Origin of the sequence: Mucilaginibacter rubeus, from assembly GCF_003286415.2 — a bacterium.
Taxonomy (GTDB): domain Bacteria; phylum Bacteroidota; class Bacteroidia; order Sphingobacteriales; family Sphingobacteriaceae; genus Mucilaginibacter; species Mucilaginibacter rubeus_A.
The window spans coordinates 2317367-2332163 of the sequence record NZ_CP043450.1 but is presented as its reverse complement, the minus strand read 5'-3'; the positions used below and the strand labels follow the sequence as shown (position 1 = coordinate 2332163).

General features: G+C 41.9%; 13 protein-coding genes. 5 read left to right on the top strand and 8 right to left on the bottom strand.

The window, feature by feature from the left end; all coding sequences use genetic code 11:
* Positions 1–82: 82 nt before the first annotated feature.
* A complete protein-coding gene (rlmB, locus tag DEO27_RS09500) occupies positions 83–844 on the bottom strand; it encodes a 23S rRNA (guanosine(2251)-2'-O)-methyltransferase RlmB (protein ID WP_112575438.1) in 762 nt (253 codons plus the stop codon).
* Positions 845–1149: 305 nt separating this feature from the next.
* Here rlmB and dnaB point away from each other — a divergent pair, with 305 nt between their 5' ends.
* Complete coding sequence (gene dnaB, locus DEO27_RS09495) at positions 1150–2715, top strand: replicative DNA helicase (RefSeq protein ID WP_112575569.1); 1566 nt, start codon at positions 1150–1152, stop codon at positions 2713–2715.
* Positions 2716–2786: 71 nt separating this feature from the next.
* Here dnaB and chrA read toward each other — a convergent pair whose 3' ends face one another.
* Entirely contained in the window at positions 2787–3986 is a 1200-nt protein-coding gene (chrA, locus tag DEO27_RS09490; protein WP_112575437.1) for a chromate efflux transporter, read from the bottom strand.
* A 150-nt stretch (positions 3987–4136) separates the two neighbouring features.
* A complete protein-coding gene (locus DEO27_RS09485; protein ID WP_410505373.1) occupies positions 4137–4451 on the bottom strand; it encodes a tetratricopeptide repeat protein in 315 nt (104 codons plus the stop codon).
* A gap of 72 nt (positions 4452–4523) precedes the next feature.
* On the opposite strand from DEO27_RS09485, the gene DEO27_RS09480 reads away from it, so the two are divergent.
* From DEO27_RS09480 to DEO27_RS09465, 4 genes are all read left to right on the top strand, one after another.
* Positions 4524–5261, top strand: coding sequence for an electron transfer flavoprotein subunit beta/FixA family protein (locus DEO27_RS09480; protein ID WP_112575435.1), 738 nt, complete (start codon positions 4524–4526; stop codon positions 5259–5261).
* 29 nt (positions 5262–5290) lie between these two features.
* Positions 5291–6268, top strand: a complete 978-nt coding sequence (locus tag DEO27_RS09475) for an electron transfer flavoprotein subunit alpha/FixB family protein (RefSeq protein ID WP_112575434.1) — start codon at positions 5291–5293, stop codon at positions 6266–6268.
* 22 nt (positions 6269–6290) lie between these two features.
* Entirely contained in the window at positions 6291–6890 is a 600-nt protein-coding gene (locus DEO27_RS09470; protein ID WP_112575568.1) for a bifunctional nuclease family protein, read from the top strand.
* 214 nt (positions 6891–7104) lie between these two features.
* A complete protein-coding gene (locus tag DEO27_RS09465; RefSeq protein ID WP_112575433.1) occupies positions 7105–8364 on the top strand; it encodes a nucleoside permease in 1260 nt (419 codons plus the stop codon).
* A 298-nt stretch (positions 8365–8662) separates the two neighbouring features.
* On the opposite strand, the gene rplT is transcribed toward DEO27_RS09465, so the two are convergent.
* The 5 genes from rplT to DEO27_RS09440 all read right to left on the bottom strand — a co-directional run bounded on the left by rplT (position 8663) and on the right by DEO27_RS09440 (position 14680).
* On the bottom strand, positions 8663–9007 hold the full coding sequence (gene rplT, locus DEO27_RS09460; RefSeq protein ID WP_022829871.1) for a 50S ribosomal protein L20: 345 nt from the start codon (positions 9005–9007) through the stop codon (positions 8663–8665).
* Positions 9008–9088: 81 nt separating this feature from the next.
* The gene (gene rpmI / locus DEO27_RS09455) at positions 9089–9289 is read right to left on the bottom strand and encodes a 50S ribosomal protein L35 (RefSeq protein ID WP_022829872.1); all 201 of its coding nucleotides are present in this window, start codon (positions 9287–9289) and stop codon (positions 9089–9091) included.
* Between the two features lie 85 nt (positions 9290–9374).
* Positions 9375–9941, bottom strand: coding sequence for a translation initiation factor IF-3 (gene infC, locus DEO27_RS09450; RefSeq protein ID WP_091207084.1), 567 nt, complete (start codon positions 9939–9941; stop codon positions 9375–9377).
* A 1-nt stretch (position 9942) separates the two neighbouring features.
* On the bottom strand, positions 9943–11868 hold the full coding sequence (gene thrS, locus DEO27_RS09445) for a threonine--tRNA ligase (protein ID WP_112575432.1): 1926 nt from the start codon (positions 11866–11868) through the stop codon (positions 9943–9945).
* 208 nt (positions 11869–12076) lie between these two features.
* Positions 12077–14680, bottom strand: a complete 2604-nt coding sequence (locus tag DEO27_RS09440) for a M1 family metallopeptidase (protein WP_190295361.1) — start codon at positions 14678–14680, stop codon at positions 12077–12079.
* Between the last annotated feature and the right edge of the window lie 117 nt (positions 14681–14797).

Below are 14797 nucleotides of genomic sequence, written 5' to 3'. Positions count from 1 at the left end.
CTTGTTCATCTAATCAACAACAATATTCAATGGTATTGGTGCATTGATAACTACTCACCCAATCCAACCAACCACTACTCACCTACGCAGTGCGCTGCCTTATCGCCTCGTATAAAATAATCCCTGTTGATACCGAAACGTTCAACGATTCAATTTCGCCAAACATAGGGATCTTGGCCAGATGATCAGAAATGCGTATGATCTCGTTACGGATACCGTCTTCTTCCGACCCCATAATTATAGCCGTTGGTACGGTGTAATCAGGTTTGTAAATATTATCCTGTGTTTTTTCGGTACAGCAAACCAACTGCAAGCCCGATTCCTGCAAAAAGCGTACGGTCTGCATAAAATTATCATGCCTGCAAACAGGAATTTTGTACAACGCACCTGCCGATGTTTTAATGGCATCGGGATTAATCTGAGCAGAACCTTTAGCAGGGATTACTATGGCATGTACGCCAGCACATTCGGCTGTACGGGCAATAGCGCCCATGTTACGTACATCGGTAATGCTATCTAAAACTAAAATTAAAGGCGTTTCGCCCTTTTCAAACACCTCTGGTATAATGTTCTCGATCTTCTGATAAACAATGGGCGAAATTACAGCAATAACTCCCTGGTGGTTTTTCTGGGTAATGCGGTTCAGTTTTTCAACCGGCACCTGTTGCGCGGTTATCTGGTACTCGTTCATCAGCTCTTTAAGCTCCTGGATCAAGCCTCCGCTAATACCCCTTTGTATAAATAATGCCTCGATCTCTTTACCCGAACGAATAGCTTCTACTACAGCCCTGATACCAAAAACCATTTGATTGCTTTCGCGCTGAGGCCTTGAATTAAATGCCATTTTATGATTTGAATTTTGGCAAAAGTAGCTATATTAATTGATTAAGCCGTTATTGAACTGATAACCCTTTTCGGTTTATCGCCGTTTACCCACTTATGCTATCAACATCGCAAAACTTTATTAACATCGGTTCAAATATCTGAAAATCAATCCATCCAAGTTTTCTTAAAAAGTTATCCACACCCGGGTGTTTATTAAAAAGCTTTAAATTATCACCCTGTGTATGATTATTTTAAAATGTCGATACACTATGTTAGGTGTTTACTTTGCCCGGCGAAACATTTTTTGTATATTTTTGTACCCTTATGAGTTTTGAGAATAACAACCAGTATAACAAGCCGAACACATTTGAACGCCGTAGCCGGATCACCAATCCAACTCCATTTATTGGGGGTGGCAAATTGCAGCCTCAGGCTACGGATTTGGAGGAGGCTGTTTTAGGTGCGCTCATGCTGGAGAAAGATGCCCTTTCATCAGTTATAGATGTTTTAAAGCCAGAAGTTTTTTACCAGACCAATCACCAGAAGATCTTTTCTGCCATAAAAATCCTGTTTGAAAAAACACAACCGGTAGATATCCTTACCGTTACTGCCGAATTGCGCAGGTTAGGCGAGCTTGAAATGGTTGGCGGCGCCTACTATATTACCGAACTTACCAGCCGTGTTGCATCGGCAGCAAATATCGAGTTTCACTCACGTATCATCATTCAAAAATTCATCCAGCGGGAGTTGATCCGTATCTCTACAGAAGTGATCAACAATGCTTACGAGGATACAGCCGACGTATTCGACCTGTTGGATATGGCGGAAAAAAACCTGTTTGAAATTGCGCAGAGTAACTTACGCAGGGATGCCCGTAACATGGACGACCTTGTACATGAAGCCTTGCGTGATATTGAAGCACTAAAAGATAAGAAAGATGGTTTAACAGGTGTCGCATCCGGCTTTACAGGCCTTGATCGTATGACCTCGGGGTGGCAGAAATCAGACTTGGTGATCATCGCGGCACGTCCGGCGATGGGTAAAACGGCTTTCGTACTTAGTTGCGCCCGTAACGCGGCGGTTGACTTTGATAAACCAGTGGTTGTGTTCTCGCTCGAGATGTCGTCGGTACAGTTGGTTAATCGTTTGATTGCCGGTGAAGCCGAAATTGAGCAAGAAAAGATCCGTAAAGGCACACTTGAAGAATGGGAATGGCAGCAGGTCCACTCTAAAATTGGCCGACTTGAAAAAGCCACTTTTATTATTGATGATACCCCGGCACTAAACATCTTCGAGTTCAGGGCAAAATGCCGTCGTTTAAAATCACAATATGATATCCAGTTAATCATCATCGACTACCTGCAGCTGATGCACGGCAAAGCCGAGGGCAAAGGTGGTGGCGGTAACCGTGAGCAAGAGATCAGTAGCATTTCACGTGCATTAAAATCGGTTGCCAAGGAACTTAGCGTGCCTGTTATTGCACTATCGCAATTAAGCCGTGCCGTAGAGAGCAGGCCGGGTAACTCAAAAAGGCCAATGCTTTCAGACTTACGTGAATCGGGCGCTATTGAGCAGGATGCCGACATGGTACTGTTCCTTTACCGTCCGGAGTATTACGGTTTAACTGAAGACGAGGACGGTAACCCAACCCAGGGTGTAGGTGAAGTCATCATTGCCAAACACCGTAACGGTGAAACAGGTACTGTGCGGTTGAAATTCGTAGGTAAATACGTTAAATTTGCTAACCTTGAAGAAGGTATAGACGGTTTCCCTCCTCCTGCAGGTAACGCTTTCGCAGGCCTTGCTCCTTCACAGGATTTTGAAAAACAAAGCAACTTTATCATCCGTCCATCAAGAATGGATGACATGGATGATGAGCCACCGTTTTAATCTAATTTCGGAATTTGGATTTTCGATTTCGGATTTATTAAACGCCAAAATCGAAAATTCCAAATACCCAATCAAAATATCATTCCCAAAATCACACCGATAATAATCACTATCGGTGTTTTGATTTTGGTGAAATGCAATACGAGGAACGTGCCTGTCATTAGTACGTAGGCTATCCAATTTAAACCAAAAGGCCTAACCAGCAAGATCAGGGCAGTCGCCATAAAACCTACAGCTACCGCATTAATACCACTTAATGAATTTTTGATCCGGGTTATCTTTTTTAGGTCTTCCCAAAAAGGCACTATAAATAATATCAATATCAACCCGGGAGTATTGATACCAATAACAGCAACCAGGCTACCAATCACCTGTCCCCAAATGTTATAACCTTTATTACCAAGGGTTATCCCCCCTAAAAACGAGGTAAAGGAGAAAGTTGGCCCCGGTAAAGCCTGCTGTAGTGCATAACCCGATAAAAACTCCGACCGACCTAAATAATGCTTCACCTCAACAAATTCGGTGTACATTAATGGAACAAGCACCTGGCCTCCGCCAAAAATTAAGATACCGTTACGATAAAAGTTCTCGAATAAGCGGATTGGCAAGCTGAAAGGAGATGTTTGATTAACCAAAGCACCCAATGCAGCAAAAAACAATAATATACCCACAAAGTACCCGACTTTATTGGGGTTTACATTTGAATAAAGCTTAACCCGCAACTCGTTTTCATGCTGCTGAGTTTCCATCGCTGATGAAATAATTCCTCCAAGCAATATCAAAAGCGGGAAAGCATAAGCATTTTGCAGGATTAGTGTAACAATTAACGAACCGACCGCAAGCATTCTGCTCACCTTTGTTTTTAAAAACTTATTCGCAAATGTATACGTTGCGTAAGCTACAATGCCCACGGCTATTGGCTGTACATAACTGATTACATGGGCAAACTTAGCCTTATTGGCAAACATATTATAGCTGATTGCAGCCATGCACATAATGGCTGCCGAAGGCAAAATCCAAATCAGGAATGTAATAATTGCCAGTCGTAGCCCCCCCACCTTCCAGGCTATGCCAACCAATGTTTGGGTTGATGAAGGGCCGGGCAAAACCTGCGATAAGGCATTGAGCTCCATTAGTTCATCTTCGGTAATATATCTCCGCTTTTCAACAAACTCGCGCAGCAAAACAGCTATGTGGGCTTGAGGGCCGCCAAAAGCGGTAAAAGTATAGATCAGCACATCCCGTAGGAATACAAGTTGCCGTTGTTTCATTTGCTAAAGCTGTTCATAGTTCATAGACGATGGTTCATAGGGACAATATTATAGCGGAAACATTATAGTTATTTCAAACAATTCACAAAAGAATGAAATGGTTAAGAAATACCCAAAAATTGCTGTTAACTATCAACCCTGGACTAAAAATCAATAATCGTCATCGTCTTCTTCAAAGCCCATTGCCTGCCTGTATACTGCCTGCAATTCAGAAAAAGCATGATTATCGCGCTTTTCTTTGGTCACTTTCATGCCGGTTTCATAGGTTTTAATGGCATCATCCTTTCGGTTTAGCGCTTCATAAAGCTTACCTAAATGATAATAAGTGCCCACATAACCGGGGTGGTTATTTACCAGATCTTCATAGTAGGCAAGCGCCTTATCTGTCTCATTCAGACGCAGATATTCTGTTGCAAGGGCATATTTCAGAAACTCGTCATCCGGTTCATTTTTTATAAATTCCAACAGCTTATTCAATCTGCTCAACTCCATTTTAAACTCTATCTTTTTTAATTAAATTTGCAAAAACCTATTGATATGAAGATTCTGGTATGTGTAAGTAATGTTCCTGATACCACCACAAAAATAACTTTTACTGATAACAACACGCAATTTAATACAAACGGGGTTCAGTTCATACTCAACCCTTATGATGAAATAGCTCTTGCACGCGCCATTGAATTAACCGATGGCGGTAAAGGTACGGTGACAGTGATTAACGTTGGTGACGCGAGTACAGAGGCCACTATTCGTAAAGCTTTGGCAATTGGCGCTACTGATGCGGTACGTGTAAACGCTAAGCCTCACGATGCCTGGTATGTAGCGCATCAGATTGCTCAATATGTAAAAGCAAATCCATTTGATCTGATCCTGACTGGCCGTGAATCTATCGATTATAACGGATCGAAAGTTGCCGGGATGCTTGGCGAATTGCTTGATATTCCATCTGTGTCTATCATCAAAAAATTAGATGCCGGTGACAGTGAAGCTACAGTTGAACGCGAGATTGAAGGCGGTAAAGAAGTGTTGACTATCCCTTATCCTTTTGTAGCTGGTGCTGCCGAGGGTGTAGCTGAACCCAAAATACCTAATATGCGCGGCATCATGTCGGCGCGTACCAAGCCGCTTGCTGTTATTGAGCCGACCGAAGTTAAAACCTTTTCGGAAATTGTTAGTTATGAAACACCAGCCCCTCGCGGCCAGGTTAAACTTGTAGCTGCCGATGACACCGCCAAACTGGTTGAACTGCTGCATGCCGAAGCACGTGTAATATAAATTATGATCTAAATCACTAACAGATAACTATGTCAGTTTTAATATACGCGGAAAATGCCGGGGGCAAATTCAAAAAATCAATTTTTGAAGCCATTTCTTATGCCCGCGCCATTGCCGATCAAAATAATACTTCTCTTACCGCTGTTTCTATAGGTAACGTTGATGCCGCTGAATTAGCTTTATTGGGCAAATACGGCGCTGATAAAGTGCTTAACGTATCTGGCGATAAATTGAAAGATTTTGTAAACCAGGCCTACGCCTCGATAATTGCCGAAGCCGCGAAAAAAGAAGGTTCGGCTGTTGTAGTATTATCCAATACGTTTTCTGGTCGTGGGTTGGCGCCAAGGGTTGGCGTAAAACTTGAAGCCGGTGTAGCAGATGGCGTTGTAGCATTGCCGGTACAGGAAGGCGGCTCTTTTAAAGTTAAAAAAACTGCCTTTTCGGGTAAAGCTTTTGCTATCGTTGAGCTTACTTCTGCAATTAAAGTTATCGCGCTTGTACCTAATTCATACAAAGTTGTTGAAACAGGCGGCACAGCCCAGGTTGAAGATTTCAGCGTTGAAAGCAAAGCGTCTGACTTTAAGGCCATGATCAAAGAAATCGTTCGCTCAAGCGATAAAGTTTCCCTGCCTGATGCGGAGATCGTTGTTTCCGGTGGCCGTGGTTTAAAAGGCCCCGAAAATTGGGGAATGATAGAAGAATTGGCAAGCCTTTTAGGTGCTGCTACGGCATGCTCAAAACCTGTATCAGATGCTGGTTGGAGACCACATAGCGAACACGTTGGACAAACAGGTATAGCTGTCAGTCCAAATTTGTATATTGCAGTAGGAATTTCAGGTGCAATTCAGCATCTGGCCGGGGTAAGTTCATCAAAAGTTATTGTAGTCATAAACAAAGATCCGGAAGCACCGTTTTTTAAGGTAGCAGATTACGGAATTGTGGGCGACGCTTTTGAAGTACTCCCTAAATTAATAGCAGCCGTTAAAGAATATAAAGCTTCAGCATAAATACAGGGTGATGGGGAATAACATGAAAAAAATAAAGCTTGATATTGTCGGCTTATCCTATAGTCAAACCCAATCGGGTGCTTACGCTCTTGTTTTGGGTGAAGTAAGCGGCCGTCGTCGTCTGCCTATTATTATCGGTAGCTTTGAAGCCCAGGCCATTGCTATTGAGATAGAAAAAATGACACCAAGCCGTCCGCTTACACACGACCTGTTTAAGAGCTTTGCCCAGGCCTACCAGATTGAGGTGCAGGAAGTGATCATTTACAATTTGGTTGATGGTATATTTTATGCAAAACTGATCTGCAGTGATGGAAAGCGCTCGGTGGAAATAGATGCACGTACTTCTGATGCCATTGCTGTAGCAGTACGTTTTGACTGCCCGATTTTCACCTATGAGTTCATCTTGTCAACCGCAGGCATTGTAATAGAAGGTAATGACTTTGTTTACCTGGAGAATATTAATGAAGCTCCCGAAGAAAAATCAGTTAGCGCCTCGGTAAGCGGTTATGCTTCTATCAGCACTGAAGAACTTAAAACTAAGTTACAGGAAGCTTTGGCGGAAGAATCATATGAAAAAGCTGCCAAAATTCGTGACGAACTTAATAAGCGCAAAGCCTCCTGATTTCGGAATCCGGATTTTTGATTTCGAATTTACTTGAATGTTCTATTTTAAAATACAACTTTAATAGCCTCAACATTATATAAACAGAAACCTGATCCCGGGTTTCTGTTTACTAATAGTAATTTCTGCAACGGTAGTTTTCTCATTTACATTTATTTCACTACTTTCCGTTTTTAATTTAACACTGACTAAATTTATTTAAACCCGTTACCGTATGAATATTAAGTTCCGCTTAATACTGATGAATTTTATGCAATTCTTTATCTGGGGGGCGTGGTTGCTAACCATCGGTGCGTACTGGTTTCAGGATAAACATTGGTCGGGGGCACAATTTGGTGCTATATTTAGTACGATGGGTATTTCGGCTATATTTATGCCGGCCCTTACAGGCATTATAGCTGATAGGTTTATCAATGCCGAAAAATTATATGGTATCATGCATATCCTCGGTGCCTGCTCCCTTTTTATCTTGCCGCAAATAACTAATCCTTCTGCTTTTTTTTGGGTGATGCTGGTTAATATGGTGTTTTATATGCCAACTCTTTCACTTTCAATTACAGTAGCATATTCAGCATTAAAAAGCAGCAATAAGGATGTAGTAAAAGACTACCCTCCTATCAGGATTTGGGGAACTATCGGCTTCATCGCGGCCTTATGGACGGTGAGCTTAACACATAACGAAACGTCTCCGAATCAGTTTTATATTGCTTCGGCTGTGGCGCTTGCACTTGGGCTTTACTCATTTAGTCTTCCAAAATGTCCGCCACTTTCTTCAAAAACAACCAATAAATCATTTGTTGATTCCCTGGGGCTCAACGCCTTTAAATTATTCAAAGATCCTAAGTTTGCTATTTTCTTTGCTTTCTCCATGTTATTGGGAGCAGCGTTACAGCTTACCAATGCCTATGGCGATACATTTATTCAGGATTTCAAAAATATAGCCATTTATAAAGATTCTGTTGGCGTTAAGTATCCGGCCATCATCATGTCAATATCTCAGTTTTCTGAGACTTTCTTTATCCTGGCCATACCATTTTTCTTAAGAAAGTTCGGCATCAAGTACGTGATGCTGTTCAGTATGTTGGCCTGGGTGTTAAGGTTCGGTCTTTTTGCGTTTGGCGATCCTGCGGGCGGTTTATGGATGATCATTTTATCATGTATTGTTTACGGTATGGCTTTCGATTTCTTCAATATATCAGGCTCCTTATTTGTGGAAACACAAGCTACTCCTGATATCAGGGCGAGTGCACAGGGCTTGTTTATGATGATGGTAAACGGCTTTGGTGCCTTTTTCGGAAGTATTGCCAGCGGCCTTATTATAGATCACTTTTTCCTGTTGCCAGGCGGCGCCAAAGACTGGCATGGCATCTGGCTTACGTTTTCAGGCTACGCTTTGGTAATTGCAATTGTTTTTCCGTTTGTATTCAGGTACAAACATAACAAAGCATTGGTTGAGGCAATACAACATGCATAATCTGAAATCTATGCTTTCATAATAATTCCCTTTATCAATCTCCTACAAAGAATATTCATTCATATGAAACCCGCTTTAGATACATGCTAAAGCGGGTTTATTTTTGAAAACAGTCTAATTATATATCCTCTTGCCAAAATTCAATTTGGGGGAATTAAAATAAAACCGATTAGGACTATGTCGTTGAACTTACTATCCTGATAAGCTAAAGCTGTTCCCGCTTCACAGAAATAAAAAATAAGAGTAAAACAAAAAAGGCCGCAAATTGCGGCCTTTTTCATGCATTTATAATGCGATATTATTTTACTGCATCAACAACTGCTTTGAAAGCGTCTGGGTTGTTCATCGCTAAATCAGCTAATACCTTACGGTTTAAGCCAATTTCTTTAGCGGCTAATTTACCCATTAACTGAGAGTAAGAAATTCCGTGCTGACGGGCACCAGCGTTAATACGTTGGATCCATAAAGCCCTGAACTCTCTCTTTTTGGTTTTACGGTCGCGGTAAGCGTATTGTAAACCTTTTTCAACTGTGTTTTTTGCAATGGTGTATACCTTGCTACGTGAACCCCAATAACCTTTGGCGAGGTTCATGATCCTTTTCCTGCGTCTTCTCGACGCTACTGCGTTAACTGAACGTGGCATCTTGTGTGTTTTTTGGTAGTGAGTGCCTGCATCTCGTGTGCCGGACTTAAAACTCTAATACCTGGTTTTAAAATTTGTGAATTACTTTCCGATACAAAGCATACGTTTTACGTTACCCATATCAGCATCAGATACTAAGCTGGTGTGACCAAGGGCACGCTTACGTTTAGTCGACATCTTGGTTAAGATGTGGCTTTTGTATGCGTTTTTTCTTGCGATTTTACCGGTTCCAGTAAGCTTAAAGCGCTTTTTAGCACTGGAATTGGTTTTCATTTTTGGCATAACTCTATTTATTTGTGTTAGATATTAACGTTTCTCAACGTTTTATTTTCAAGCAGATGCGCATTTGCACACCTGCCTATTTTAATTACTTTTTAGCTGCCTTAGGTGCAAGGGTTAAAAACATCCTTTTTCCTTCAAGCTTAGGTAACTGCTCCACTTTACCAACTTCTTCCAATGCCTGGGCAAAACGAAGAAGTAAAATCTCACCTTGCTCCTTGTAAACAATGGCACGGCCCTTAAAGTGTACATAAGCCCTTACCTTTTCGCCAGATTCCAAAAACTTAATGGCATGCTTTAACTTAAATTCAAAGTCATGATCATCAGTATTCGGTCCGAAACGAATTTCCTTGATAACCGTTTGCTTGGCATTGCTCTTTATCTCTTTAAGCTTTTTCTTCTGCTCGTAAATAAACTTATTGTAGTCAGTTACTTTACAAACCGGCGGCACCGCGTTTGGAGATATTTCAACCAAATCCAATTCCTGCTCCTGCGCTATTGCAAGGGCATCTCTTAATGAGTAAACACCCTGCTCAACGTTATCACCTACAAGGCGAACTTCCTGAGCCCTAATGAATTGGTTTATGTTATGTTCGGCTTCTTTTTTCTTAAAAGGAAGCCTTGGTCCTCTATTGAAAGGTTTGTTTAATGCCAAGTTATACTGTTATTTCTTTAGTTATCTGTTCTTTAAAATCTTCAATGCTCATACTTCCCAAATCGCCGGTACCATGTTTACGTACAGAAACCTGCCCTTCAGCAGCCTCTTTTTCGCCTACAACCAGCATATAAGGGATTTTTTTAACTTCAGCATCACGTATCTTTCTGCCTATTTTCTCGTCCCTGAAGTCGATTAGCCCGCAAATATCGGAATCTTTTAATATATCAGAAACTTTTTTTGCATATTCTTCATATTTTTCTGATATAGGAAGTATAATGAACTGTTCGGGGGATAACCACAGCGGGAAATTACCCGCGCAATGCTCAATTAATACTGCTATAAAGCGTTCCATCGAACCAAACGGGGCCCTGTGGATCATCACCGGGCGGTGCTTTTGATTGTCGCTGCCTGTATACTCCAGTTCAAAGCGCTCAGGCAGGTTATAATCAACCTGAATAGTGCCTAATTGCCATTTACGACCAAGCGCATCTTTTACCATAAAGTCGAGCTTAGGGCCATAAAACGCTGCTTCACCATATTCAACAACGGTTGGCAAGCCTTTTTCTGCCGCAGCTTCAATGATAGCGTTTTCGGCTAATGCCCAATTTTCATCGCTGCCGATGTATTTGGCCCTGTTTTCAGGGTCACGTAAAGATACCTGCGCAATATAATTATCAAAGCCCAAAGCCTTAAATACATACAATACCAGGTCAATTACTTTTTTAAACTCATCTTTAACCTGGTCAGGGCGGCAAAACAAGTGAGCATCATCTTGAGTAAAACCTCTTACACGTGTTAAACCGTGTAACTCGCCGCTTTGCTCATAACGGTACACGGTACCAAATTCAGCAAAACGAACCGGCAGGTCTTTGTATGAACGCGGTTTTGTTTTGTAGATCTCGCAGTGGTGCGGGCAGTTCATCGGTTTTAAGAAGAACTCCTCTCCCTCCTGCGGTGTTTTTATCGGCTGGAACGAATCGGCGCCATATTTCTCGTAGTGGCCTGATGTTACATACAGGTTTTTATGACCGATATGCGGCGTAATTACCTGCTCGTAACCGGCTTTTACCTGTGCTTTTTGTAAAAAGTTTACCAGGCGTTCGCGCAAAGCGGTTCCTTTAGGTAACCACAGTGGCAAACCCATGCCCACCTTTTCTGAAAAAGCAAACAGTTCCAATTCCTTACCTAATTTACGGTGATCGCGCTTTTTAGCTTCTTCGATCATGTGCAGGTATTCGGTAAGTTCACTGGCTTTGGGGAAAGTTACGCCGTAAATACGGGTTAACTGCTTACGGGTTTCATCACCACGCCAGTATGCACCGGCAAGGCTCATTAACTTAACCGCTTTTATAAAACCGGTGTTAGGGATATGTGGCCCACGGCACAAGTCGGTAAAGTTACCTTGTGTGTAAAAAGTAATAGCACCATCAGGCAGGTCCTTGATCAGGTCAAGCTTGTACTCATCACCTTTTTCAGTGAAATATTCAATAGCATCGGCCTTGCTGACAGGCTTACGGATGTACTCTTCTTTGGTTTTGGCAAGTTCGATCATTTTATCCTCTATCTGCTTAAACTCGTCAGAAGATAAAACCTTATCGCCAAAATCAACATCGTAATAAAAGCCGGTTTCAATTGCCGGACCGATACCAAATTTTGTACCCGGATAAAGTGCTTCTAAAGCCTCGGCCATTAAGTGGGCCGATGAATGCCAGAAAGTTGATTTACCATCGGCATCGTTCCAGGTTAATAATTTAACATGGGCGTCCTGCTCAATTGGGCGACTTGCATCCCAAACCTGGCCGTCAACTTCGGCGGCTAATACGTTACGTGCTAAACCTTCAGAAATCGACTGGGCGATTTGCATGGAAGAGATCCCCTTGTCATACTGACGAACGGAACCATCGGGAAGTGTAATGTTAATCATCTACAACTATGATTTTAAATTTATAAAATTACGTTTAAACGGTCACCTACAAAGTGACCCTCATTTTGTGGGTACAAAAATAGAATTTTAAATAGCAATTAGCATCAAAGCAATTTCAATTTTTATCGAAGGGCATAAAAAATGGGATATCCCTACTTCATACCAATTGAAATAAAGATATCCCACCTGATTTAATGAGGCATTTAAACTATCTGAAAGCCTCGTTTGCCGGATTGGAGTTAACCGATGTTTCTTTAACCTTAAACTCGACAGGCTGCCCAACCAAAATAGTTTTTATCGAGAAAGGGATCTTGATACCTCCATTTATACCTTCATAATTACCATATTCAACAGCTAATTCATTTGCACCCTCAATGGTTTGCTTGAGCTTTAATCCAGTTTTTTGGCTGTAATAATTATGAATATGTATATCGGTACCAATATTAACGTCAACCTCGTAGGCGAGTTCATTGTTCACAACCCGCAAAATAGGCTGCAAGGTCATATTTTGATTTATGCGCTCATAGTCAAGTTCGGGGAACGGACGACTTTTAAGTTTAACTAATTTCTTGCCGGCATCGTCAAGTTGCACATCCCTGTTAACCTGTTTTGCTTTAATGCTATCGCCATTGAGCGTAACATGCGATACAACAAGGTTACTGTATGAAGGCACCATTGCTTCCTGAAAATACTTATCGGGCATTTTATAGCGTGTAACCAACTGAACTTCTGCGCCCTGTATGCTACCTGTTGCAGATGTTTGCAGATCTCGAACATTCTTCAATTTATCGGCACCGCCAATAGCGTCTAAATAGGCTTTAATAACAGAACCTGCAGTTGTACCCTGCGGAACTGGCAAACCACTGTATGAGTTATTTTCGGGATTAATATCCGGCAAGGTATGGTCAGGGTCAATAGTTGCAAAGGCAATTTTTGAAGTTGACTTATACGGGAATGTCCAGGTATCTCCACGCTGCCAAATCTCGGCCGGAAGTTTTACAATGCCTGTTTTGCCATTCTCTTCTTTAATTGAGATCGTAACAGGCAATGCCATTTCCTCGAGGTTCTCGATAGTGATCATAGCACCTTTTGAAGCATCGTTATCAGGATAGGAAATATCTTTTATACCTTGATCAAGTTTCCAGGTTGTAAAAAACCACTCGTTCCAAAACCAGCTCAGGTCTTCGCCGGCGGCGTTATCCATCGTATGGAAAAAATCCCATGGCGTTGGGTGTTTAAAAGCCCAGCGTTTGATATAGGTTTTGAAAGCATAATCAAAACGCTCTTCACCTAAAATCTGCTCACGCAAAATAGCCAAACCCAATGCTGGTTTTTCATAAGCGGCTACGGCCAAAAAATCCTCCTGAATTACATCAGGCGTATTCATGATGGCCTCTGCACCGGGAGCAAACAAATAGCTGGCACTTTTTTGCTGATCGGGTTTCTCGTAATATTCACCTTTATTGAATACTTTGGTATCAACATTATTTATAAACGTGTTAAAGCCCTCGTCCATCCAGGCGTATTTGCGCTCGTTTGAACCAACAATCATCGGGAACCAATTATGGCCAAACTCATGATTAGCAACCTCCCACAAACCTCCGTTTTGGTTGTTTGATCCGCAAAATACAATGCCAGGATATTCCATCCCCCCTACAATACCCGCTACATTGGTTGCAACGGGATAAGTATATTCAAACCACTTGTCGCTGTACAGTTCAATCGCTCCTTTAACATATTCGGTTGAGCGGCCATACGAATCATTTCCTTTTGCTTCAACAGGATAAACCGATTGCGCAAGTGCCTTTTTTCCGCTCGGCAGGTTGATCCGGGCAGCATCCCAAATAAATGCCTTTGAAGCGGCCCAGGCTACATCACGCGCGTTTTTACAAATGAAATGCCAGGTAAGCGTCGGCTTTTTCGGATAATCGTTATTGCGTGAAATATCTGTTGAATCTTTGATGATAACCGTTTTATCACTCTTTTTGGCTTCGGCCAAACGGCTCATTGTGGTTGGCGATAGTACTTCTGCCGGGTTAACGAGTTCGCCTGATCCTGCTACAACCAAACTCGCGGGAGCAGTAATACTGTAGTCAAAGTTGCCATACTCCAGGTAAAACTCACTTGCGCCAAGGTAAGGAATGGTATTCCAACCCGTTACATCGTCATAAACCTCCATGCGGGGATACCATTGTGCAATTTCATAGATCCAGCCATTTTTGGTATGCTGACGCCCCATCCTGTCTGTTCCATATTCCGGCACATCAAAAGCGTAATCGATCTTAATCTGCAATTTGCTGCCGGCCGCACGCAGGGAATCTTTCAATTTGATCTGCATCCGGGTATCGGTGATCAGGTAATCGGCTTTCAGGGTTTTACCTTTATTGATGACATAGACTGATTTTATTTCGGCACCTTTTGTATATGATTTGTTTACAAATCTGCCACCCGAAACATTACTTGTAGCTTCGGCACGTGAATCCTCTTTGTATATATTCTGATCTACCTGGAGCCATAAAAAGCCAAGCGCGTCGGGACTGTTATTGGTATAAGTGATTAATGTTGTTCCCTCAATGCGGTGTTTAACGGTATCAAGTGTAACGTCGAGCTTATAATCGGCCCGGTTTTGCCAGTATTTAGGGCCAGGGGCTCCACTGGCCGATCTGAACTCGTTCCCTCTTTCGGGATAAAACATGGGGTTAAATACTTTATGCTGATCATACTTAGGGGTAGCCTGATCTGCATTTTGCGCTTTTAATTTACTGGCATAAAAGCCTAAAAACAATAGCAACGCGGCTTTGTAGAATTTCATTAACTGTGTTTTAATTGTGAGGGAAAGATATTAAAATATATTTGAGTTGAAACGTAATTGCTTGGTTACGTAGTATCCAACATGCTTTTTTATAGTGATAATGAATAAACTATTTAC

What these genes read in the sequence shown, in the direction of transcription:
- rlmB (WP_112575438.1), bottom strand. Translation starts at nt 844, where the DNA reads ATGGCATTTAATTCAAGGCCTCAGCGCGAAAGCAATCAAATGGTTTTT.
- dnaB (WP_112575569.1), top strand. Translation starts at nt 1,150, where the DNA reads ATGAGTTTTGAGAATAACAACCAGTATAACAAGCCGAACACATTTGAA.
- chrA (WP_112575437.1), bottom strand. Translation starts at nt 3,986, where the DNA reads ATGAAACAACGGCAACTTGTATTCCTACGGGATGTGCTGATCTATACT.
- DEO27_RS09480 (WP_112575435.1), top strand. Translation starts at nt 4,524, where the DNA reads ATGAAGATTCTGGTATGTGTAAGTAATGTTCCTGATACCACCACAAAA.
- DEO27_RS09475 (WP_112575434.1), top strand. Translation starts at nt 5,291, where the DNA reads ATGTCAGTTTTAATATACGCGGAAAATGCCGGGGGCAAATTCAAAAAA.
- DEO27_RS09470 (WP_112575568.1), top strand. Translation starts at nt 6,291, where the DNA reads ATGAAAAAAATAAAGCTTGATATTGTCGGCTTATCCTATAGTCAAACC.
- DEO27_RS09465 (WP_112575433.1), top strand. Translation starts at nt 7,105, where the DNA reads ATGAATATTAAGTTCCGCTTAATACTGATGAATTTTATGCAATTCTTT.
- rplT (WP_022829871.1), bottom strand. Translation starts at nt 9,007, where the DNA reads ATGCCACGTTCAGTTAACGCAGTAGCGTCGAGAAGACGCAGGAAAAGG.
- rpmI (WP_022829872.1), bottom strand. Translation starts at nt 9,289, where the DNA reads ATGCCAAAAATGAAAACCAATTCCAGTGCTAAAAAGCGCTTTAAGCTT.
- thrS (WP_112575432.1), bottom strand. Translation starts at nt 11,868, where the DNA reads ATGATTAACATTACACTTCCCGATGGTTCCGTTCGTCAGTATGACAAG.
- DEO27_RS09440 (WP_190295361.1), bottom strand. Translation starts at nt 14,680, where the DNA reads ATGAAATTCTACAAAGCCGCGTTGCTATTGTTTTTAGGCTTTTATGCC.